The sequence below is a fragment of the Archangium sp. Cb G35 genome, assembly GCF_001896145.1.
Taxonomy (GTDB): domain Bacteria; phylum Myxococcota; class Myxococcia; order Myxococcales; family Myxococcaceae; genus Archangium; species Archangium violaceum.
Genome location: NZ_MPOI01000026.1, coordinates 49,898 through 71,233, shown reverse-complemented (window position 1 = coordinate 71,233; position 21,336 = coordinate 49,898). Strand labels below are relative to the sequence as shown.

The 21,336-nt window shown below is 69.2% G+C and carries 17 protein-coding genes and 1 tRNA gene; 13 read left to right on the top strand and 5 right to left on the bottom strand.

The features are described from left to right. Positions 1–4: 4 nt before the first annotated feature. A complete protein-coding gene (locus BO221_RS50575) occupies positions 5–820 on the bottom strand; it encodes a lipopolysaccharide assembly protein LapB (RefSeq protein WP_073568166.1) in 816 nt (271 codons plus the stop codon). Between the two features lie 411 nt (positions 821–1,231). Between BO221_RS50575 and prfA the strand changes: the two genes are divergently transcribed. From prfA to BO221_RS50535, 8 genes are all read left to right on the top strand, one after another. Next, positions 1,232–2,320, top strand: a complete 1,089-nt coding sequence (gene prfA, locus BO221_RS50570; protein WP_073568140.1) for a peptide chain release factor 1 — start codon at positions 1,232–1,234, stop codon at positions 2,318–2,320. Next, the gene (gene prmC, locus BO221_RS50565) at positions 2,317–3,186 is read left to right on the top strand and encodes a peptide chain release factor N(5)-glutamine methyltransferase (RefSeq protein ID WP_073568139.1); all 870 of its coding nucleotides are present in this window, start codon (positions 2,317–2,319) and stop codon (positions 3,184–3,186) included. Before prfA ends, prmC begins: the two co-directional genes overlap by 4 nt. Positions 3,187–3,207: 21 nt before the next feature. Next, positions 3,208–4,473 carry a UDP-N-acetylglucosamine 1-carboxyvinyltransferase gene (murA, locus tag BO221_RS50560; RefSeq protein ID WP_073568138.1) on the top strand — a complete coding sequence of 422 codons (1,266 nt, stop codon included), beginning with the start codon at positions 3,208–3,210 and terminating at the stop codon, positions 4,471–4,473. A 167-nt stretch (positions 4,474–4,640) separates the two neighbouring features. Then, positions 4,641–5,030: a zf-TFIIB domain-containing protein gene (locus BO221_RS50555; protein ID WP_043396334.1), complete on the top strand. Its 390-nt coding sequence runs from the start codon at positions 4,641–4,643 to the stop codon at positions 5,028–5,030. A gap of 193 nt (positions 5,031–5,223) precedes the next feature. After that, positions 5,224–7,155, top strand: coding sequence for an ABC transporter substrate-binding protein (locus tag BO221_RS50550; protein ID WP_073568137.1), 1,932 nt, complete (start codon positions 5,224–5,226; stop codon positions 7,153–7,155). Between the two features lie 61 nt (positions 7,156–7,216). Then, positions 7,217–7,289, top strand: a tRNA-Gly gene (locus BO221_RS50545). A 73-nt stretch (positions 7,290–7,362) separates the two neighbouring features. Beyond that, the gene (locus BO221_RS55265; RefSeq protein WP_158080059.1) at positions 7,363–9,267 is read left to right on the top strand and encodes a hypothetical protein; all 1,905 of its coding nucleotides are present in this window, start codon (positions 7,363–7,365) and stop codon (positions 9,265–9,267) included. A 175-nt stretch (positions 9,268–9,442) separates the two neighbouring features. Further along, entirely contained in the window at positions 9,443–10,429 is a 987-nt protein-coding gene (locus BO221_RS50535) for a D-Ala-D-Ala carboxypeptidase family metallohydrolase (protein WP_073568135.1), read from the top strand. Here the strand turns inward: BO221_RS50535 and BO221_RS50530 are convergent. Next, positions 10,426–12,192, bottom strand: coding sequence for a murein L,D-transpeptidase (locus BO221_RS50530; protein ID WP_073568134.1), 1,767 nt, complete (start codon positions 12,190–12,192; stop codon positions 10,426–10,428). The genes BO221_RS50535 and BO221_RS50530 overlap by 4 nt on opposite strands. A 135-nt stretch (positions 12,193–12,327) precedes the next feature. On the opposite strand from BO221_RS50530, the gene BO221_RS50525 reads away from it, so the two are divergent. Then, entirely contained in the window at positions 12,328–13,362 is a 1,035-nt protein-coding gene (locus BO221_RS50525) for a PA0069 family radical SAM protein (protein WP_073568133.1), read from the top strand. Positions 13,363–13,365: 3 nt separating this feature from the next. Here BO221_RS50525 and BO221_RS50520 read toward each other — a convergent pair whose 3' ends face one another. From BO221_RS50520 to serC, 3 genes are all read right to left on the bottom strand, one after another. Continuing rightward, on the bottom strand, positions 13,366–15,459 hold the full coding sequence (locus BO221_RS50520; RefSeq protein ID WP_073568132.1) for a M13 family metallopeptidase: 2,094 nt from the start codon (positions 15,457–15,459) through the stop codon (positions 13,366–13,368). A 185-nt stretch (positions 15,460–15,644) separates the two neighbouring features. Continuing rightward, positions 15,645–16,205, bottom strand: coding sequence for a chalcone isomerase family protein (locus tag BO221_RS50515; protein ID WP_073568131.1), 561 nt, complete (start codon positions 16,203–16,205; stop codon positions 15,645–15,647). 31 nt (positions 16,206–16,236) lie between these two features. Next, positions 16,237–17,325, bottom strand: a complete 1,089-nt coding sequence (serC, locus tag BO221_RS50510; protein ID WP_073568130.1) for a 3-phosphoserine/phosphohydroxythreonine transaminase — start codon at positions 17,323–17,325, stop codon at positions 16,237–16,239. Between the two features lie 125 nt (positions 17,326–17,450). On the opposite strand from serC, the gene BO221_RS50505 reads away from it, so the two are divergent. Genes BO221_RS50505 through BO221_RS54620 form a run of 4 tightly spaced genes read left to right on the top strand, consistent with a single transcriptional unit; the run spans position 17,451 to position 21,269 of the window. Next, positions 17,451–18,035, top strand: coding sequence for an RNA polymerase sigma factor (locus tag BO221_RS50505; RefSeq protein WP_073568129.1), 585 nt, complete (start codon positions 17,451–17,453; stop codon positions 18,033–18,035). Between the two features lie 5 nt (positions 18,036–18,040). After that, on the top strand, positions 18,041–18,850 hold the full coding sequence (locus tag BO221_RS50500; RefSeq protein WP_073568128.1) for a hypothetical protein: 810 nt from the start codon (positions 18,041–18,043) through the stop codon (positions 18,848–18,850). Then, positions 18,847–20,496, top strand: coding sequence for a caspase family protein (locus BO221_RS50495; RefSeq protein ID WP_073568127.1), 1,650 nt, complete (start codon positions 18,847–18,849; stop codon positions 20,494–20,496). Before BO221_RS50500 ends, BO221_RS50495 begins: the two co-directional genes overlap by 4 nt. Beyond that, on the top strand, positions 20,496–21,269 hold the full coding sequence (locus BO221_RS54620; protein WP_073568126.1) for a hypothetical protein: 774 nt from the start codon (positions 20,496–20,498) through the stop codon (positions 21,267–21,269). Before BO221_RS50495 ends, BO221_RS54620 begins: the two co-directional genes overlap by 1 nt. Positions 21,270–21,336: the final 67 nt, after the last annotated feature.

The window sequence follows — 21,336 nt, the reverse complement described above, 5'->3', positions numbered from 1 at the left end:
ACGCTCAGAAGAGCGCCTCGAACTCGGGGTCGCCCTTCAGAGCGTCGAACATCGTATCCGTGGCCAGCCAACCCTGCACTTTCTGGCGATCAGCGGCCACGGCCTTTTGCAGGTAGGACAACGCTTCGGCCCGCCGGCTCCAGAGGGCGTACAGGGCGGCCAGGTTGTAGTTGAGCAGCAGATCGTCCGCGTTGAGGACGCGCGCCTTCTCGTAGGAGCGCTCGGCCTCGGCGTAGAAGCCCTTCTGGGCGTAGCAGATGCCCAGATCCAGGTGGGCCTCGAAGTTGTCCGCCTCCAGCCGCACCACTTCCTTCAGCTGGTTGATGGCCGAGCGGTAGTCCCCCTCGTCCATGAGCAGCGCGGCGAGCTCGTGCCGGGGGAAGGCGTCCTGGGGCTCCAGCTCGATGGCCGTCTGCAGCTCGCGCATGGCCTCCTCGATCCGGCCCTGGTCCGCGTAGGTGAGGCCCAGGTTGAGGTGGGCGTCCGGGTACTCGGGGTCCAGCTCGATGGCCTCCCGGTACTCGGTGACGGCCATCTCGGCCGCGTGGGAGGACAGGAAGCAGGCGAGGTTGTAGTGCGCGGTGGGGCTCTCCGGCTCGAGCTTGAGCGCGGTGAGATACTCCCCGAGAGCCTCGCGGAAGAGCTTCTTCTCCGCGTAGACGGTGGCGAGGTTGTCGTGCGCGTGGGCGGAGTCGGGATCGAGCTCGATCGCCTTCTTGAACTCCTTGATCGCCTCATCCAGCCACCCGCGGTCGGCCAGTTCGATGCCACGCGAGTTGTGCTCGTCGGAGAGCGCGATGTTGTCCTTTTCCCTGGCCATGAAGTCGCGGGGCAATGTACGCGCCGCCTCTCTGGGGGCGCAAGGAAGAGTCAAGCTGCCCCGAGAGGGTCCGCCCCGAGGGAGTACGGCGCTTGAGACGGGTACTCGCCCCCTCCCCTGGAGAGCAAGGGAGGAGGCGGACGGCGAACTACTTGCGGCGCTCGCGAGCGCGGCGGCGCTTGAGGGCCGCCTTCTTCGTGGAAGCGCGATTGGACAGCTTCTTCTTGCTGCGGTTTCCCTTCTGGGCAGGCATCTTCTGGTACTCCGTATAGGCGGAAGTGGGCCGCATTGGCACTGGCGGCAGCGAACCGCCCTTTTTTCACGCTCCCGGCCCGGAAGTCCACGGAATTTCTTGACCCCGTCCGGCCTTGCCTGTGGCCGGACAACGGGGCACAACCCCCACCCAGACCGATGATTGACAAACTCGAAGAGGTGGAGCGCAAGTTCGAGCGACTCACCGCCGACCTGTCCAACCCGGACATCATCTCCGACACGGCCAAGCTGCAGCGGGTCTCCAAGGAGCGCGCCGGCCTGGAGAAGCTGGTGGAGTCCTTCCGCGCCTACCGCAAGGTGCTCGCCGACCTCAAGGAGGTCGAGGCCTGGCTCGGCAGCTCGGACCCCGACGAGAAGGCCTATGCCCGCGAGTCCCTGCCCGGCCTCAAAACCCAGCGCGACGAGATGGAAGCGGAGCTGAAGATCCTCCTGCTGCCCAAGGATCCCAATGACGACAAGAACGTCATCCTGGAGATCCGCGCCGGCGCCGGTGGCGACGAGGCCGGTCTGTTCGCCGAGGAGGTCATGCAGATGTACCTCCGCTACGCCGACCGCAAGGGCTGGAAGGCGGACATCATGGACATGAGCCCGGGCAGCGTGGGCGGCGTCAAGGACGTCTCCATCATGCTCGCGGGAGACGGCGTCTACAGCCACCTGAAGTACGAGTCGGGCGTGCACCGGGTGCAGCGCGTGCCGGCCACCGAGGCCCAGGGCCGCATCCACACCTCCACCATCACCGTGTCGGTGATGCCCGAGGCCGAGGACGTGGACATCAAGCTCAACCCGGCGGACATCGAGATGCAGGTGATGCGCTCGACGGGCTCCGGCGGCCAGAGCGTGAACACCACCGACTCCGCGGTGCGCCTCATCCACAAGCCCTCGGGCATCGTGGTGAAGTGCCAGCAGGAGAAGAGCCAGACGAAGAACCGGGCCATGGCCGAGCGCATGCTCCGCGCCAAGCTCTACGAAATCGAGCAGGAGCGCATCCGCAACGAGCGCGACTCCATGCGCCGCGGCCAGGTGGGCACCGGCGACCGCTCGGAGAAGATCCGCACCTACAACTTCCCGCAGGATCGGCTGACGGACCACCGCATCGGCCTCACGGTGCACAACCTGCCGGCCATCATGGGCGGCGGGGTCGAGGACGTCATCACCGCCTGCCGCACCCATTACCAGGCCGAGGCCCTCAAGCAGCAGATGGGCGGGGGCCCCGGCGCGAGCGCATGAGCGGCGAGAACTGGACCGTCCGCAAGATCCTCACCTGGACGACCCAGCACTTCGAGAAGCGCGGGGTGGACGCGCCCCGGCTCACCACCGAGGTGCTGCTCGCCCACGCGCTGAAGACGACCCGGGTGCGGCTGTACGTGGACCTGGATCGGCCGCTGGAGAAGACGGAGCTGGCCACCTTCCGCGCCCTCATCGAGCGGCGCATGGCGGGCGAGCCCACCCAGTACCTCACCGGCGTGCGGGAGTTCTACAACCGCCCCTTCAAGGTGGACGCGCGGGTGCTCATCCCCCGGCCGGAGACGGAGCTGCTGGTGGAGGCCGCCCTGCACAAGCTGCCCAAGGACGGCCCCGGCCTGGCCCTGGACGTGTGCACCGGCTCGGGCTGTATCGCCATCAGCCTGGCGGCCGAGCGTCCCCAGGCCACCGTGATGGCCACGGACCTGTCCGCGGACGCCTGCGCGCTGGCCCGGGAGAATGCCCAGGCCCTCGGCGTGGCCGAGCGGGTGACGGTGCTACAGGGCAACCTGTATGCCCCCCTCCCCCCGGACGCCCGCTTCGATGTGGTGGTCTCCAACCCGCCCTACATCGCCACGACGGAGATCCCCACGTTGTCGGCCGAGGTGCGCCGCGAGCCCCACATGGCGCTGGACGGCGGACCGGACGGGCTGGTGCTCATCCGCAAGGTCATCGAGGGGGCCCGGCGCGTCCTCAAACCTGGCGGGCTGCTTGCAATGGAGATTGGCGAGACGCAGGGCGAGGCCGTGAAAGCCCTCCTCCAGGCCGCGGGTTACGCCGACGCGCGCGTGGAGAAGGACCTGGAGCGGCGGGATCGCCTCGCATTTGGGACACAACCCGTGGCTGTCTAGCCACGGGGTGAGACGGAGCAGATGGACAAGATCATCGTGAAGGGTGGCCACCCGCTGCAGGGCGAGGTGGTCGTGTCGGGCGCGAAGAACGCCGCGCTTCCCATTCTCGCCTCGGCGCTGCTGGCCGATGGCAAGAGCGTCTACCGCAACGTGCCGGACCTGGCCGACGTGGTCACCATGCTCAAGGTGCTGGAGACCATGGGCTGTGGCACCGCGCGGCTCACCGGCCGCCAGAAGGACATGTGCGAGGTGGCCATCGAGGGGCCCATCACCCCCGAGGCCCCCTATGACCTCGTGAAGACGATGCGCGCCTCGGTGCTGGTGCTCGGCCCCCTGGTGGCCCGCTTCGGCCGTGCCCGCGTGTCCATGCCCGGCGGCTGCGCCATCGGGGCCCGCCCCATCGATCAGCACCTCAAGGGCCTCAAGGCCCTGGGCGCCGACATCACCCTCACCGAGGGCTACGTCGAGGCCCGGGCCAAGCAGCTCAAGGGCGCCACCGTCAACTTCGACGTCATCACCGTGACGGGCACGGAGAACGTGATGATGGCCGCCGTGCTGGCCAAGGGCCGCACCGTGCTGGAGAACTGCGCGCGCGAGCCCGAGGTGGAGGAGCTCGCCCGGGTGCTCAACAAGATGGGCGCCCGCATCCAGGGCGCGGGCACCTCCGTCATCACCATCGACGGCGTGGACGCCCTCCAGCCGGTGGAGCACGCCATCCTCCCGGACCGCATCGAGGCCGGTACGCTCATGGTCGCGGCGGCCATCACCGGCGGTAACGTGCTGGTGAAGCACGCCCAGCCCGAGCACCTCGAGTCCGTCATCCTCAAGCTGCGCGAGACGGGCTGCACCATCACCGCCGAGGAGAAGGGCCTGCGGGTGAAGGGCCCCAAGGTCGTCAACTCGGTGGACGTGAAGACGACCGAGCACCCCGGCTTCCCCACGGACATGCAGGCCCAGCTGATGGGCCTCATGACGGTGGCCAACGGCACCTCCGTCATCTCGGAGAGCATCTTCGAGAACCGCTTCATGCACGTGCCGGAGCTGCACCGCATGGGAGCGGACATCACCATCCAGGGCCACACGGCCGTGGTGAAGGGGGTCAAGAAGCTGTCCGGAGCCCCCGTCATGGCCACCGACCTGCGCGCCAGCGCCTCGCTCGTGCTGGCGGGACTGCGCGCCGAGGGCAAGACGGAGGTGGCCCGCATCTACCACCTGGACCGGGGATACGAGCGCCTGGAGCGCAAGCTGCGCAAGCTGGGGGCGGATATCCGCCGGGTCAAGGCCTGAACCCGGGCCTGGGGGGCTCCCAGGGTTGCGTGTGTGAACACATCGCAGCGCTTGGGTTGCATCTGAAAATTCATGCGACCTATCATTCCCTGAACGCCCTGGGGCCAATGGCCCCGGGACGCCCCAACGGGAGCGCTGCTCCCCCCTACAGGAGAATGACCCGCCCCATGAATTGCCCCGGTTGCAGCGTCGAGATGGCCGATCTCGAAGGGGACCATGAGACGTTGCGAAAGTGTGGAGATTGCGGCGGACTGTGGATCGACGTCGCGGATCTCAACCGGATCCTCCTCCACAACAACCTCCCCGGGCTGGAGAGCCAGGGCGGGAAGGTCGACGCGGAGGCTCTCACCGGCCAGTGCCCCGAGTGCCAGGTAGACCTGATCCGGGTGGACGGCGGTGACCGTCAGCACCCGCTTCACTACGATACCTGCGAGTCTTGCGGCGGCATGTTCCTGGAGTCGGAGTTCGCCGACGCCACGGACGCCAAGGTCGCCGAGCAGGAGATCATCGACTTCTTCCGCCACTTCAGCGCGAAGAAGAAGAGCGCCCTCGGCTGAGGCTCCCCTCCCGAAGGCGTCCCTCCACGCTCCACCCCCTCCGGGCCCGTCGTACCTACGGGCCGGGAACACCTGAGTTCCGTCCTCCCTCCATTCCCGTGCCGGGATGAAAGCGCCAGCTTGTCTGTTGGCGAACCTTGACACCCGGGCGCCAGGGGATTGAGTAGGCACCCGAATGCCAAGAGGGAACGGAATGCGACGTCTGGGGTGGGTGTGGCCGTGGGCACTTCTGCTCGCCGGCTGCCCGAACGGTTGCTCCAACAAGGACACCGAGGTAGCGGACGCCGGACCGGTCGTCACCGGGCCCGAGCTGCTGAACGAGAAGGAGCCCAACGAGCGGCCCGAGCAGGCCCTCAGCCTCGGCCGGGACGCGACGGTGAGCGCCAGCCTGGGCGCGGATCCGTCCAAGCCCGACGAGGACTGGTACCGGCTCGTCCCCGCCAGCCCGCGCGTGGCGGACGTCAGCGTCACCGGCCTCCCCGGCGGAGACGTGCTGCTGGAGGTGTACGACGCCCCCGGCATCCGCAGCGCGAGCATCAACAGCGGAGGCGACGGCAAGCCGGAGCGCTTCCCCAACCTCTACGTGGAGCGCGAGCGCTGGGTGCGCGTGGCCTCGGCCCGCAAGGGCACCGGCGGCGCCTATACGCTCGAGGTGCGCTACCACTCGCCCGAGGATGGCGTGGAGCGCGAGCCCAATGACCGCGCCGTGGACGCCACGCCGATGCAGTTCGGCCAGGCGGTGTCCGGCTTCATCGGGCACGCGGCCGACGAGGACTGGTACCGGCTGGAGCTGCCCGAGCCCCCCGCTGGCGCCACGCCGCCTCCGGCGCCCGCCCCTGCCCCCGCCCCCATGCCGAGCCCGGCGGACCCCACCGGCGCCCAGCCGCCCCCCACCGAGGGCCAGCCTCCGGCGCCCGACCCCACCTCCAATCCCGAGGCAACGGCCAACGCTCCCGCCGCCGAGGGAGACCCGGCCGCGGCCGGTGCACAGGCACAGCAGCCCGGAGGCTTCCAGGTGCCCGTGCCCGTCCCCGGCCAGGGAGATCTGCAAGCCGCGCCGGAGGAGCCTCCCGCGATGGCGCTGAAGATCGAGCTCACCGGCATCGAGGGCGTCCGCACGGAGCTGTCGGTGCTCTCGGCCGCGGAGGCGCCCCTCTTCGTCACGCCCAGGGGCAAGGAGGGCGAGGGCTATTCACTGCGCAACATCGGCGTGAGGGCGAGCGATCGCGTGGTGTACATCGTGGTGAAGAGCGGCTGGGTGGGCACGGGCAAGGAGGCCAAACGGGGCTTCAACTCGGAGAAGCCGTACACGCTCACCGTGACGCAGGAGGAGGCCGGCGCCAACGCGGAGCTGGAGCCCAACGACGAGCTGTACAAGGCCACGACCCTGCCGACGTACGGCTACAAGGAGGGGTTCCTCTCGCCCAAGGGCGACGTGGACAACTTCGTCCTGAAGTCGGCCGAGCCGGTGCTCGCCAAGGTGGAGCTGTCCGGCGTGGAGCGCATGGACCTGGAGCTGTCCGTGGTGGCGCCTCCCGAGGGCGAGGGCCAGAAGGAGACGGTGCTCCAGCGCGCCAACGATGGCGCCATCAAGGAGCCCGAGCGCCTCAACAACGTGGCCTGCCAGGGCACCTGCTACTTCCGGGTGCAGAGCGCCTCGCGCAAGGTGGACAACAAGTGGGTGCGCGACTACGAGAACGCGGACCAGCCCTACCGCATCTCGGTCACCACCGTGCCGGACGATGGCAGCCAGGAGCGCGAGCCCAACAACACCACGGACCGCGCCATGGACATCACCCCGGGCAAGGCGGTGCGCGGCACCGTCTATCCGCTCAAGGACGTGGACTACTACCGGTTGGACCTGTCGGACCGGCCGGTGCGCACGCCCATCAAGGTGACGCTGCTGGGCATCCTCAAGGTGGACGTGGGGCTCTACCTGCACCGCCTGGGCGAGGACGGAAAGCTGTCACTCGTGCAGACGTCCGATCGCGCCCGAGGGGACCAGCCCGAGGTCATCCGCTACAGCGCCGAGCCCGGCGTCTACGTCCTCGAGGTCCGCGACGCGCGCAACCGCGAGGCCAACTTCCAGGATGCCTACCAGCTGACCATTGAGGAGGGCGAATAGCCCCCTCGATCTTCTCGTTGACAAGCCGCGTGCGGGCCCCTACTTTGAGACTGCTTGCGACGCGGTGGTAGCTCAGCTGGTAGAGCACGAGCTTCCCAAGCTCGGGGTCGCCGGTTCGAACCCGGTCCGCCGCTCTGTGAGGCCGGCAATGTCTCGGACGTCCGAGGGATTGCCGGCCTCTCGTTTTTCTGGGCCAGAATGCGCCCCATGCGCATTCCCGCTCTTCTCTCCACCCTGCTCGCGGTGCTCCTGCTCGCCTCCACCGGATGCGAGGACAACGGAGGCAATGGCCCGGGAGACCCATCGGCCGACGGTGGGACCACCGGCAGTGGCGAGCCCCTCCCCGGGCTGAAGTCCATCAGCGTCGAGCCCGCGGACCAGGTGCTCCTCATCGAGGCCGGGAAGACCCCCGCCTCGCTCACCTACAAGGCCATCGGCACCTTCGACAGCGGCGGGACGCGCGACATCACCACGCTGGTCCGCTTCTCGGTGGAGAACGGCTTCATCGGGGGCTTCTCGGGCAGCACCTTCACCACCTACAAGAACCAGGGAGGGGTGACGACGATCTCCGCCCTCGCGGGCAGCGTGCGCGGGACGACGCAGGTGTCCGTGAAGCTCCAGGCGAGCGTGAAGGATCCAGCCTCCACCTCACTGCCCGAGGACCCGGCGGGCCCCTTCGCCGGCCCTCCCAGTGACACGCGCAAGCCGGACTTCGTCTACCCCAATGACGGCGTGCTCATGCCGCCCAACATGCGCGGGGCGGAGCTCCACTTCCTGCCGGGCAGCGGCAACACCCTCTTCGAGCTGTCGTTCCAGAACGCCGTCACGGACCTGAAGGTCTACCTGCGCTGCACCCAGCCGCTGAACGGTGGCTGCATCTACCGGCCGGATGACGCCACCTGGCTGTGGCTGACCCAGACCAACCGCGGCGGCGAGCCCGTCTCCATCACCCTGCGCGGCACCAACGACGCGGGCGTGCAGGTGGGCACGTCCACGCCGCTCTCCGTGTCCTTCGCGCGCGATGACCTCACCGGCGGCCTCTACTATTGGACCACCTCCAACGGCTCGGCCATCATGCGCTTCGACTTCTCGAGCGCCTCGCAGCTCATGGGCGAGAAGTTCGCCGGTCCCGAGGTCGCCAACGGCGAGTGCATCGGCTGCCACGCGCTGTCGCGCGACGGGAAGAAGCTCGTCGCCGAGGCCAACGGCCAGAACTCCGGGCGCCTCGTGCTGATGGACGTGGCCAGCAAGACGCTGCTCGTCCCCTACAACGCGGGCGCCAGCTCTCCGGACAAGAGCATCTTCGAGTCGTGGAACCCGGATGGCTCGCAGTACGTGGGCGTCTACGCGGACTCGGGCGCCACCGACTTCAACCTGATGCTCTTCGACGGCAACAACGGCAAGAAGGCGCAGAGCCTCACGGGCACGGGCAGCAGCACCAACCCGGTCAGCCACCCGGACTGGTCCGCGGACGGGCAGAAGATCGCCTTCGTGATGATGGGGGTGAAGGGCACCAACCAGCGCTTCGGCAAGGGCGCCATCCAGATGGTCAGCCGCACTGGCTCGGGCTGGAGCGCGCCGGTGACGCTCGCGCCCGCCGTGGACGGCAAGAACCGCTACTACCCGGCCATCTCGCCCGACAACTCGTTCCTCCTCTTCAATGAGTCCACCTGCCCGAGCGGCACCTCCGGGATGGACTGCAACGCGGACAGCGATCCCTCCGCGCGGCTCTTCGCAGTGAAGGCCGAGGCGGGGGCTCCGCTCATCGAGCTCGCCCGCGCGAATGCTCCCGGCAAGCGCGACACCGGAACGAACCTCACCAGTTCCTTCCCCAAGTGGGCGCCCTTCCTCTACCAGCGCACGCGGGAGCCGAACTCGCGGCTGCAGTGGTTCACCTTCTCCTCCAGCCGCCGGTACGGACTGCGCAACCCGCTTCCCGGTGGAGATGAGAACCCCAACGGCACGCTGCTGTGGATCTCCGCCGTGGACCCGGACAAGGTGGCGCTCGGCGAGGACCCGAGCTACCCCGCCCTCGTGCTGCCCTTCCAGGACATCACCACGTCCAACCACATCGCCCAGTGGACGAAGGAGATCATCCCCGTCATCCGCTGAGGCAGGACGCTCCCCTCGGGGAACCCGTCACACCTGGCCGGTGTCTCCTCCCTCTCCCGAGGAGGAGTCGCCGGCCATGTCATTTCCCGAGCCCTTTCGAGCATCCACCCTGCCCTGGAGTCCAGCCAGGGAGGCGGGGGGAATTTCCTCTCTCGGCCAGTTGCTCAGAGTCCGCGTGAATTCATCCCGTAGCCGCCTGCCCCTCAGCCGTTCAGCCATCCTCTTCATCGTCGCCGCGCTGCTCCTCCTGGCCCAGTACGCCATGGCCGCCGAACCCGCTCCCGCCGTGGCTCCGTCCACGCCCGTCGAGCTGGTCTCCCGTGGTCACAGCGGTGCCCTGCGCGCCGTAGTCGTGCCTCCGGGCGAGACGCTCCAGCCCCACTTCGCCATTCGCGAGGACGTGAAGGAGGCCCGCTGGTTGGCGCTGGGCTCGGATACCCAGGCTCCCGCGTCCATCTCCAACGAGGGCTGGAAGGCCCCGGCCCAGCCCGGCGTCTGGCGGCTCGCTCCCGCCATGCTGGGGGCGGAAACCAGCCCGCACGCCGTCATCACCCCCGTCCATTTCGACGGCTCGAAGACGCAGCTCAACGGCTACCGCATCGGCCGCTGGCCGGCCCGCACCGCTGGCCGCTCCGGCCGTTATGCCCCTCCCGAGCTCCTCATCGAGGTGACGCGCGAGAACCAGGACTTCGCCGTCTCCGAGCACTTCAAGCTCCGGCACTTCCTCACCAAGGACCAGGCCAACGTCTGGCCCAAGTACCTCGTGCTCGACCTGCGTCTGGTGGACAAGCTGGAGCTCGTGCTCCAGGAACTGCGCGCCCAGGGCCATCCCGCCAAGGGGCTCCATGTGATGAGCGGCTTCCGCACACCCCAGTACAACGGGCCCGGTGAGAAGGGCCGCGCGAAGTTCAGCCGCCACACCTACGGGGATGCGGCCGATGTCTGGCTCGATGACGATGGCGATGGGCAGATGGATGACCTCGATGGCAACGGGCGCGTCGACGTGAAGGACGCCGAGGTGCTCGCCCGCGCCGTGGACCGCGTGGAGCAGCGCGTGCCCGAGCTCATCGGTGGCTACGGCGTCTACCGCGCCAACCGCGTCCACGGGCCCTTCGTGCACATCGACGTGCGCGGCACCCCGGCCCGCTGGAGCAAGCGCTAACCGCGCACCCCTCCGCAGGACGCTGGCGACTCGCCCGCCGCGGGCACCGGCTTCACCGCCAGCGCCCGCCGCACCGCCGCGTCCTGGCGGTACACGTCCGGCCGGAACTGCACCCGGCCCTCCGCGTCCACGAAGCTCGTCCAGTACAGCAAGTACACCGGCACCGGCTCCGGTAGCTCCACCCGCCGCTGCTTGCCCCCGGCCTTCGCCATCGCCGCCGCCAGGGACTCCTCCGTCCAGCCCTCGTGGCCCCGCAACAGGAAGTCCGCGAGCTTCGCCGGCTCGGACACCCGGATGCAGCCGTGGCTGAAGGCCCGCCGCGCCTCCGCGAAGAGCTTCGGGTTCGGCGTGTCGTGCAGGTAGATGGAGAAACGGTTGGGGAACATGAACTTCACCCGGCCCAATGGATTGTCGCTCCCCGGGTCCTGCTCGAAGCGGTAGGGCAGCGACCCCGCCTCCAGCCCTTTCCAGTCCACCGTCGCCGGATCCACCGGTTCCCCCGTGGCCCGGTCGTACGTCGTCAGCCCCATCCGCGCCGCCGCCCCCGGATCCTCCTGGAGCTTCGGCAGCACTTCCTCCGTGGTGATCTGGCTCGGCACGTACCACGTCGGATGCAGCACCAGGTACTCCACCTCGTCCAGCATCACCGGGGTGCTCCACTCCTGCTGACCAATGATGACCGGCATCCGCAGCGCCGTCTGGCCTTGCTCCACCGCCTCCAGCTCGAAGGCCGGCAGGTTCACCATCACGTGCCGCGTCCCGAACTCCCTCGGCGCCCAGCGCCAGCGCTCCAGGTTCACCAGCAACTGCGCGATGCGCTCCTCCACCGGCACCCGCAGCGCCTCGAGCGTCTCACCGCCCACCTTCCCGTCCACCGCCAGGCCGTGCCGCCGCTGGAAGGCCTTCACGCCCTCCTCCACCCGCGCGTCGTAGAGGTCCTCGGGAACGGGCTTCTTCGGAGACTCCGGAGCTGGCGCCTCCATCGCCGCGCGGACGAGGTCCCCCACCAGCGCCGTCACGCCTACTCCCGATGCGCCCGGATAGAGCAACCGCTCCTCCGCGGACGGAGGCAGATCTCCCGTGGCCCGCAGCCGCTCGCGCAGCACTACCACCCGTGGATCTTTCATGCCCCGCTCGAGCGGCATGCCCTCCGGCACCAGCGGCCATCCCCCCGCGGCGGCCAGGGCCCGGTAGCGCGCGAGCGCTTCCCTCAACCGCACGAAGCCCTCGTTGCGCGGGGAGAGGCTCCGCAGCGTGACGGCCATGTCTCCACTCGCGAGCGTTCCCTCCAGCACCGCCGCCAGCACCACCGCTCCCGGTGGCTTCGTGCTCCACCGCGTGCCTCGCGAGGACACCTGCCCGGACAGCAGATGCGTCGCGTAGGTGAGGAAGCTCGACGTCAGCCCCAGCTCCACTTCCACCCATGCGTCCCCCGGCTCTCCGTCCAGCGTCAGTTGGCGCAGGGCCTCCGCGAGCTCCACGCGCCGGTAGCGCTCCGGCCACAGGCCCTCCGTCTCCGCTTCACACAGCGCCGCGAGGTACTCGCCCGCCTGCGGCCGCAACGCACCGTCATAGGAGAACCACGCCGGCAGGAAGCCCCGCGTCTCGTAGAAGAGGAAGAGCGCCTTGGAGGTGTCCCTGGGCTCTCGCGCCAGCCGGGCCCGTACCTCGGCCTCGAAAGGAGCTGGAGCGGGAGTTCCCCCGGCGGCCAGGACGGGCGTCCCGAGGAGCAGGCAGCACAGGAGGGCAGTCCAGAAACGCATGGGACGACGGTAGGCACCCCCGCGGTACGAGGCAGGCGAGCAGGCTCGCCCGCTCGCTCACCTGACCGCCCACGTTGGCCACCACCCGGCCAATCAAGCCTTGACTGAACGTCCTTTCAGTCACACTCTGGGAGTGTGAAGCCCCGTCCCATCTCCAACCCGACCAACCCCTGGGACACCACCGCGGTGGAGTACCTGGACGAGATTCCTCCCGCCAAGCTGGAGGTGCTCGAAGACCACAGCCGCGAGGTGCTCGGGCGCAACGACAGCCCCGACGTCGGCTTCACCTGGAGCGTCAATCCCTACCGGGGCTGCCTCCACGCCTGCGCGTACTGCTACGCGCGGCCCTACCACGAGTACCTCGGCTTCGGCGCCGGCACGGACTTCGAGACGAAGCTGGTGGTGAAGCCCCAGGCCGCGGAGTTGCTGCGCACGGCCTTCGAGCGCAAGAGCTGGAAGGGAGAGACGGTCGCCTTCAGCGGGGTCACCGACTGCTACCAGCCCCTCGAGGCCTCGATGCGGCTCACCCGCGCCTGCCTGGAGGTCTGCGCCGAGTACCGCAACCCGGTGGGCATCATCACCAAGGGGCCCCTCATCGAGCGCGACCTGGACGTGCTCACGACGCTCGCGCAGGAGGCCCGGGTGTCGGTGTGCATCACCCTGCCCTTCCATGACGAGCAGGTGGCTCGCGCCATGGAGCCGTACGTGGCCACGCCCCGGCGGCGTCTACAGACGATCGAGCGGCTGGCGGCGGCGGGCATCCCGGTGGGCGTGGCGGTGGCACCCGTCATCCCCGGGCTCAACGACGAGGACATGGTGCGCGTGCTCACCGCGGCGCGCGAGGCCGGCGCCACCCGCGCCTTCTACACGCTGCTGCGGCTGCCGGGCCCCGTGCAGGCCGTCTTCGAGGAGCGTCTGCGCGAGAAGCTCCCCCTGCGTGCCGAGCGGGTGCTGCACCGCATCCGCGAGACGCGTGGGGGAGCGCTGAACGACGCGCGCTTCAAGGTCCGCATGCGGGGCGAGGGCCTCTACGCGGACACCATCCACCAGCTCTTCAACACCACCGTGCGCCGTGTGGGGCTCAACGGTGAGTGGCCCTGGGATGGGGCGGAGAAGGAGAGCACCTTCCGCCGCCCCATGAAGCCGGGCACGCAGCTCAGCTTCTTCTGAGCGCTACCAGACCTCGCAGCGCTGGGCAGCCGGGCGCACCATCTTCGTGCCTTCCTGGCACTGGAAGGCCTGCTGGAACTCCTTCAGGTTCCCCAACGGGCCGTTCACCCGCCAGTGCGGAGGGGAGTGCGGATCCACCATCGCCATCTGCCGCGCGTACGGATCCCGGTACTTCGAGCACCACGACTGCGCGTAGCCCAGGAAGAGCTGCTGGCTCGGCGTGTAGCGGTAGCCATTCACCTGCTTCGCCGCCTCCGGATCCTTCGCCAGCCACGCCTCCATGGCCGCGTGCGCCAGCTTCAGGCCGCCCAGGTCCGCCACGTTCTCGCCCAGCGTCAGCGCCCCGTTCACCTTCAGCTCGTCGATGGCCGTGTACCCGTCGTACTGCTCCTTCACGCAGGCCACGCGCTCGCGGAACGCCTTGTCCGAGCCCGGCGTCCACCAGTCGCGCAGGTTGCCCTCGGCGTCGTACTGGCGGCCCTCGTCGTCGAAACCGTGGGTGATTTCATGCCCCACCACCATGCCCATGGCCCCGAAGTTCACCGGTGCCGTCGCCTCGCGGTTGAAGAACGGAGGCTGCAGGATGCCCGCCGGGAAGATGATCTCGTTGAGGGCCGGGTTGTAGAAGGCGTTCACCGTGGGCGGCGGGATGATCCACTCGTCCTTGTCCACCGGCTTGCCGATCTTCGCCAGTTGCCGGGCCTGCTCGAACGCCGACGCGCTCACCCACGAGCCCAGGAACGAGCCGCGCTCCACCTTCAGCGCGTCGTAGTTGCGCCACTTGTCCGGGTAGCCAATCTTGTTGGCGATCTTCCGGACCTTCACCAGCGCCTGCTCGCGCGTGGGCGCGTCCATCCACGCCAGCGAGTCCAGGTTGCGCTCGAAGGACTTCTCGATCTCCATCACCATCTGCAGCGTGGTCGTCTTGCCATCCGCGCCGAACGTCTTGGCGATGAAGGGCTGCGCCAGCGCCTCGCCCAGCGCGTTGTTGGTGAAGCGCACGCACTTCTTCCAGCGCGGCACGTCCTCCTTGGCGCCCGTCAGGTTCTGCGAGGTGAAGCGGAAGCGCTCCTGCTGGAAGGCCTTGGGCAGCGCCGGGACGACGCTCAGCACGTAGTGCGCCGTCAGGTACGGCGTCCACGTCCCCGGCTTCGCCGTCTTCACCAGCCGCTCCACCTCCTTGAAGAAGGGAGGGTGCGTGACGTTGATCGTCTGCAGCTCCTTCGCGCCCGCGGCCGTGAAGTACGCGTCCCACGGGAAGGCCGGCGCCTCCGCCTTCAGGCCCTTGCGCTCCAGCCGGTGGTAGAGGTTCTTCGGCTCGCGGCGCTCCACGCGCGTCAGGGACGCCTTCGCCAGCGCCGTCTCCGTCTCCAGCACCGACGCCGCGCTCTTCGCCGCCTGCTCCGGCGTCTCGCCCAGCAGCACGAAGAGGTTCTTCAGGTGCTCCCCATAGGCCGTGAGCAGCCCCTTCGATTTCTCGTCATCCTTCAGGTAGTAGTCCCGGTCCGGCAGCCCGAGCCCGCCCTGGTCCATCTCGCCAACCACCTGGCTGGCGTCCTTCAGGTCGTTGTTGGAGCTCAGATGGAAGAGCGGGAACACGCTGCGCGCGTGCATCGTGCCCACCACCTGGGCCAGATCCTTCGCGCTCTTCACCGCCGTCAGCTTCGCCAGCTCCGTCTTCAGCGCGGGCAGCGAGGCCTCCACCTGCGCCTCGTCCATGCAGGCGCCGTAGTAGTCACCCAGCTTCTGCGCATACGGCGTCCCCTCGGGGGACTTGCCCGTGGACGAGGCCTCGAGGATCTCCCGGAGGATCTCCTCGTTGCGCGCGGCGATCGAGTCGAACCCACGCGACCAGCGCGGGCGATCCGCGGGGATCTCCGTGTTCTTCACCCAGTTGCCGCACGCGTACTCGTAGAAGTCCTCGCACGGATTCGCCTGCTCGTTGAGCGCCGCGCCATCCAGTCCGGGCGGCAGCGGCTTCGCCTCGGGCGCCGGCTGCTCCCGCGGAGGCGGAGGGGCCGGGGGCGTGGGCGCGGGCTCCGCCGTCTTGCAGGCGGACACCACGAGGCAACAAGCGGCGAGCAATGCCTTTCTCATCCAGTGTTTCTCCCTGTGGGAAATCGAAGCGGGCCGCACCCTACCCGGCACACGGCCCGCCGCAACGTCTGGATGACACGGACTTTTCAACCCGGGACGTCCGATACCCTCACCCCGTCCCTCTCCCGGGGGGAGAGGGGTCCTGTGCTCGGTGGAGCGACGGCGCCCGGGTTACAGCACCGGGTTCATTCCTTGCCCAGCATTCCGTCCCGGAGGCTCTCGTCCACCGGGTTCTTCCCCAGCCACACCGAGAAGAGCGCGTCCGAGAAGTCCTTCCCCTCCACCGAAATCTTCTGCCCGCCCTTGCTCTCGATCGTCGTGCCCTTGCCCGGCACGTACGTCAGCAGCAGCTCGTCGCCCTTCTTCACGTCCGGAATCGCCGACGTGAACGTGTCCAGCCGCTGCTGCAACGCCGGCAGCTTGTCCTTCGAGTTCTTCTTGAACCCATCGACGATCGCCTCGGTGATCGCCTTCTTGTCCAGGTCGCGCAGCATCGACATGCGCACCCGCTTCACCTGGTCCGACTCGACGACCTGCTGGGCACTCTGCGACGGGCTCTCCACGTACATGCCGGCCGCGTACACGTTGAAGACCAGCTTCTTGCGCAGGCCCGCGCCATTGAGCTTCAGCTCCTTCCCCTCGACCTTGAGCGTCTCGGGGAACTGCACGCCCGCGACCTCCTTGGCGGCGGCGGGCAGCGCGAGCACAACGGCCATCACGACGGCGAACAGCGTGGTGTTCTTCATGACCCCTCCTGACAGCGTGGAGGGGCGAACCCTAACCGTTCTTCCGGACGAACTCCTCCATGAAGGACACCAGCGCCTTCACGTTGTCCACGGTCACCGCGTTGTAGGTGGACGCCCGGATGCCGCCCATCGTCCGGTACCCCTTGAGGCCCACCATGCCCGCCTTCTTCGCCTCGGCCACGAACCGGTCATCCAGCTCCGGCGTGGGCAGCTTGAAAACCACGTTCATGTACGAGCGCGACTCGCGCTCCACCGGCGCGTGGTAGAAACCCGCGTGCTTGTCGAGCGCCCCATAGAGCAGCTCGCCCTTCTCGCGGTTCCACGCCTCCAACCGTGCCAGGCCTCCCACCTGCTTCGCCCAGGCCAGCACGTTGCGGCACAGGTAGATGGCCAAGGTCGGCGGCGTGTTGTAGAGCGAGTTGTTTTCCGCGTGGGTCGAGTAGCGGAAGATCTTCGGGATGTCCTTGCGGCCGCGGGCGATGAAGTCCTTGCGCGCCACGGCGATCAGTACGCCCGAAGGGCCGAGGTTCTTCTGCGCCCCCGCGTAGATGAAGGCGAAGCGGCTCACGTCCATGGGCTTCCACAGGAAGTCCGAGCTCATGTCCGCCACCAGCGGGACGTTGCCCACCTCGGGCCAGCGGTGCCACTGCGTGCCGTAGATGGTGTTGTTGCTCGTCAGGTGGACGTAGGCCGCGTGGGGGTCCACCTGCAGCTCGTCCTGGCGGGGCACGCGCACGTAGCGCTTGTCCGGCAGCACCGTGGTGGCGGCGATGCGCGCCTGGCCCACCAGCTTCGCCTCCTCATAGGCCTTCTCGCTCCACACCCCCGTCATCAGGTAGTCCGCGCTGGCGCCCGGAGGCAGGAAGTTCATAGGCACCTGGGCGAACTGCTGCGACGCCCCGCCCGTGAGGAACAGCACCTGGTGGGTGTCCGGAATGCCCAGCAGCTCGGTGAGCAGGGAGATGGCCTCGTTATGGACGGACTCGTACTCCTTGCCCCGGTGGCTGTGCTCCATGATGGACATGCCGGAACCCTGGAAATCCAGCAGCTCCTCCCGCGCACGCTCGAGGGCGGGCAGAGGCAACCCGGCGGGTCCGGCGTTGAAGTTGATGACGCGCATGGTCGAGTCCTCACGAAAATGAACAACCGCCCGGACATTGTGCCCCACGCCCCCCCCAGGGGAAGCGGGAAGAGCGGCGTCCGTCCACCTGGCGGCGTGTGGCCGCTGTGCCACCGGGGGGGTCCATGAGCCGGGTAGATTCCTCTCGGGGGCTGACGGAGTGGGTGGTGCGGGCCATGCGAGGGGAGGCACCCGCATTCAGCGAGATCTACCGGCGGACCCGGCCCCTGGTGGCCCGATTGACGGGCAGTTTCGCCCCATTGGACGCGGATGAGGTGGAAGACGTGATTCAGGAGACCTACGTGCGCGCCTTCAAGGCGCTCCCCCGGCTCAAGGAGCCGGCGGCCTTCGAGGCCTGGCTCCTGTCCATCGCCCGCAACCGGGCCCGCACCCGCCTGGAGCGCAAGGGCCAGAAGCGCCGCATGGACGAGGAGATCTCCGATCCCCAGCCGGAGACCGCCTCCGTGGTGCCCGAGGCGCTCCAGCTCGAGCGGGACATGGCCGTGGTGCGCCAGCTCATCGCCGAGCTGCCCGAGGGCGAGGAGAAGAAGACCGTCTACCTCTTCTACGTCGAGGGCCAGCTGTCCGCCCGGGAGATCGCCGAGCAGCTCGGGGTAGGCAAGAGCGCCGTGACGATGCGCCTGGAGCGGTTCCGGGCCCGAATCAAGCAGGAGCTGCTCCGGCGCGTGCTCGCCGGACGGTGGGAGTAGTCCGCATGAGACACCTGGATACCGAAGCCCTGCGCGCCCTGACCGCCGGTGAGCCGGAGGCGGTGGCGTACTTCCGCGAGCACCTGGAGCACCCGTGCGAGGCCTGCATGGACTTCCTGGCGAAGACGCCCGGTCCCGGCCTGCTCGATGGGCAGGTGGACGCCCTGTTGCTCCACCTCGCGCCCGCCCGGCAGGAGGAGCCCCGGCTGGACGAGGTGGGTTACGCCCGCGTCCGCCGGGGCCTGCGCGAGCCCGCCCGGCCCTGGAGCAGGGTGGCGGCGGCCCTGGCGGTGGCGGCGGGGCTCTCGGGGCTCTTCGTCCTCACCCGCGACCAGGTGCGGCCTCCCAGTGAGGCGAAGGGCGCCTGGGATGGGGTGAAGGGCGTGGGCACCCTCGCGCTGGAGACCTCCGTGGTGGCCCGCGAGCCGGATGGCCACCTGCGCCGGATGGATCCGGGCGGCAGCGCCTCGGACCAGGACGTGCTGGTGCTGCGCTACCACGCCACCGAGGCCGGCGAGGCCCTCCTCTTCCAGCGGCGCGCGGACGCCGAGCCCGAGCTGCTCGGCCGCTTCCCCCTCTCCGCCGGTACCCATGAGCTGGAAGGCCCCCAGGGCCTCGTGGGCATCAGCCTGGAGGGCGAGTCCGGCCCCCTCACCCTGTGGCTGGTGGGCTTCCCCTCGGCCCAGATGCCACCTCCCGAGGAGGTGCGCGAGGCACTCACCCGCGGCGACATGGGGGAGCGTCCGGTGCTGGCCATCAGCCGGTTCGATCTCCACGTTCGCGGCGAGACAGGGCAGAATCCTGGCCCACGGTGAGGCAACTCGTCTTCACGTTGCTGGTGGTGCTCGCGGCCTGCGCGAGCCCGGGCTCGCTCGAGAAGGGCGGCAAGGGCGGACTCGTGTCCGTGAAGGTGGACGAGCGCGCGCTGTCCACGGCCTATGCGCCCCGGCGCCTGGCGCTGCTGGTGGGCGTGTCCCAGTTCCAGGACGCGCAGTGGAGGAACCTGCGCTACGCCACCAAGGACGCGGAGGACCTGGCCGCGGCGCTGAGGGACCCTGCGCGCGGCCACTTCGACTCGGTGCGCGTCCTGTCGCGCCCCGAGGAGACGACCCGGGGCGCCATCCTCGCGGCGCTCCGCCAGTTGCGGCAGGAGGCCACGCGGCCGGATGACGTGGTGGTGGTGTACTTCTCCGCGCACGGCACGCTGGCGCGCGACGGCAGGGGCGAGCTCAAGCGCTACCTGGTCACCACGGACGCCTCGTTCCGGGCCATTGCGCAGACGGCCCTGCCCATGGACGAGCTGAAGTCCGAGTTCGACCAGTTGCCCTCGCGCCGCCGGCTCATGGTGCTGGCCACCTGCCACAGCGGCAGCGGCAAGTCGCTGCTGCCCAAGGAGCTGGAGGCCGAGCTGGCCGGCATCAAGTCGGGCTTCTACGCACGTCCGCTCGAGGAGTCGAGCCGGGCCTCCATGGTGTTCGCCGCCTGCGACTGGGGCGAGACGGCCCGCGAGGACGAGGAGCTGCGCAACGACATCTACACCCACTTCCTCATCGACGGGCTCAACGGCGCGGCGGACCGCAACTCCGACGGCGCCGTCACCGCCACCGAGGCACATGACCATGCGCGCCGCCGCACCTACGCCTTCACCCAGGGGCGGCAGCGGCCCTCGGCGGAGATCCTCGAGGTGGGAGCGGATCCAGTGGTGCTCTCCGGCCACATCGACCGGACGGGCCGCCCGGAGCTCTTCTCGTACAACCCCCGGCTGGACGGCTTCACGCTGAAGGTGGACGGAGAGCCGCGCACGGAGCTGCCCGGAGGCACCGCGGTACCGCCGGGCCGGCGCACCGTGGAGCTCACCAAGGGGGACGACGTCCTGCTGCGCGAGGTGGTGGACATCGCCGCGGGCGAGCGGCTGCCGCTGGAGCGCCTGCTGTCGGAGAGCTTCCCGAAGCGCTCGCTGTCGGTGATGGGAGGCATGTTCTCCTTCGTGGACGCGCGCAGCCGGAACGAGCTGCTGCCCGCCTCGCCGGAGCTGGCGCTGGTGCTGCGGCTGGAGGAGCGCCCGCTGCCGGACCTGAGCCTCGTCTTCGACCTGAGCGGTGGCCGGGGGCGCCAGCAGCTCCACCTGGTGCCCGGCACCTCGGTGCCCTTCACCTACACCTCGCTGTCCATGGGGGCGGCGGTGCCCTACACGTGGCGGTGGGAGCGGCTGTCGCTTTATGCGGGCCCGCGTGTGGCCGCTTTGTTCCTCCAGCGGTCCTTTCAGACGGAGGCCTTCTCCGGAGGGCAGCAGTACTTCACCGTCAGCCCCGGCGTGGTGGGTGGCGTGGCGTGGCGGATGGGCGAGCGGCTGGAGCTGAGCGCGCAGACGCAGCTGATGGTGACGTACGTGGTGGTGGATGGGCAGGGACAGGCCGTGGGCTTCGCCGGCGGATGGGCCGGAGTGGGATACCGCTTCTGATGCGTCAGACCACCTACAGCGTGATGATGGCCCTCGCCCTCGTCGCGAGCGCATGCGGGGGTTTCGACAACACCCCCTTCCGGACGGGCACCGTGCGGGGCCAGCTCACCGAGGCCGACCCGGTGGTGGCCCTGGTGTCGCTGGTGGGCTACCCGGACCTGCGGAGCACCGTGGCCTCGGACGGCACCTTCGTGCTGGAGCGCGTGCCGGCCGGCCCGGGCGAGCTCTTCATCGTGGCCTCCGCGAACAAGGCGGTGCGCCTGCCGGTGATGGTGCCCGGAGGCGGCTCGGCGCGCCTGGAGGACGTGGTGCCCCGCGCGGCCGGCTTCCTCGTGCTGCGCGTGCACCCACCCGGGCACCAGCCACTGGTGGAGGGATGGGCGTCCGTGACGGGCATTCCCTTCCAGCGGCAGCCCCTCGCGGAGGACGGCACCCTGCGAGTGGGTCCCCTCCCGGAGGGCTGCTACACATTGGAGGCCTCCGCCACCGGCCTCCCGGTGAGGAAGACCGAGGCGTGCGTGAAGGAGAGTGAGTCCAAGGAGGTCAGAATCCAGCTCCCCAACGCGGACGGCTCGGACGGCGACGAGGACCGCGTCAACCGCGGCTGCGGCATCACCGGCTGCGAGCACGGCACCCTGTGCGCGTCGGATGGCCGGTGCGTGGAGTGCATCACCAACGAGCAGTGCGCGCCGGGCCTCACGTGCCGGGACGCGCGGTGCCAGGCCCCGCTGCCTCCCAACGCCACGGAGCGCGGCCCTTCCCCTCCTCCGTGACGCTCGGCTGACCGCACGGCAGACAACACGATCTGGCTCTCAGGATGTGGGAAACCGTGTGACGACT

Bases quoted from the DNA above. Each gene is read 5' to 3' on its own strand.
- BO221_RS50575 (WP_073568166.1), bottom strand. From the start codon at position 820: ATGGCCAGGGAAAAGGACAACATCGCGCTCTCCGACGAGCACAACTCG.
- prfA (WP_073568140.1), top strand. From the start codon at position 1,232: ATGATTGACAAACTCGAAGAGGTGGAGCGCAAGTTCGAGCGACTCACC.
- prmC (WP_073568139.1), top strand. From the start codon at position 2,317: ATGAGCGGCGAGAACTGGACCGTCCGCAAGATCCTCACCTGGACGACC.
- murA (WP_073568138.1), top strand. From the start codon at position 3,208: ATGGACAAGATCATCGTGAAGGGTGGCCACCCGCTGCAGGGCGAGGTG.
- BO221_RS50555 (WP_043396334.1), top strand. From the start codon at position 4,641: ATGAATTGCCCCGGTTGCAGCGTCGAGATGGCCGATCTCGAAGGGGAC.
- BO221_RS50550 (WP_073568137.1), top strand. From the start codon at position 5,224: ATGCGACGTCTGGGGTGGGTGTGGCCGTGGGCACTTCTGCTCGCCGGC.
- BO221_RS55265 (WP_158080059.1), top strand. From the start codon at position 7,363: ATGCGCATTCCCGCTCTTCTCTCCACCCTGCTCGCGGTGCTCCTGCTC.
- BO221_RS50530 (WP_073568134.1), bottom strand. From the start codon at position 12,192: ATGCGTTTCTGGACTGCCCTCCTGTGCTGCCTGCTCCTCGGGACGCCC.
- BO221_RS50520 (WP_073568132.1), bottom strand. From the start codon at position 15,459: ATGAGAAAGGCATTGCTCGCCGCTTGTTGCCTCGTGGTGTCCGCCTGC.
- BO221_RS50515 (WP_073568131.1), bottom strand. From the start codon at position 16,205: ATGAAGAACACCACGCTGTTCGCCGTCGTGATGGCCGTTGTGCTCGCG.
- serC (WP_073568130.1), bottom strand. From the start codon at position 17,325: ATGCGCGTCATCAACTTCAACGCCGGACCCGCCGGGTTGCCTCTGCCC.
- BO221_RS50505 (WP_073568129.1), top strand. From the start codon at position 17,451: ATGAGCCGGGTAGATTCCTCTCGGGGGCTGACGGAGTGGGTGGTGCGG.
- BO221_RS50500 (WP_073568128.1), top strand. From the start codon at position 18,041: ATGAGACACCTGGATACCGAAGCCCTGCGCGCCCTGACCGCCGGTGAG.
- BO221_RS54620 (WP_073568126.1), top strand. From the start codon at position 20,496: ATGCGTCAGACCACCTACAGCGTGATGATGGCCCTCGCCCTCGTCGCG.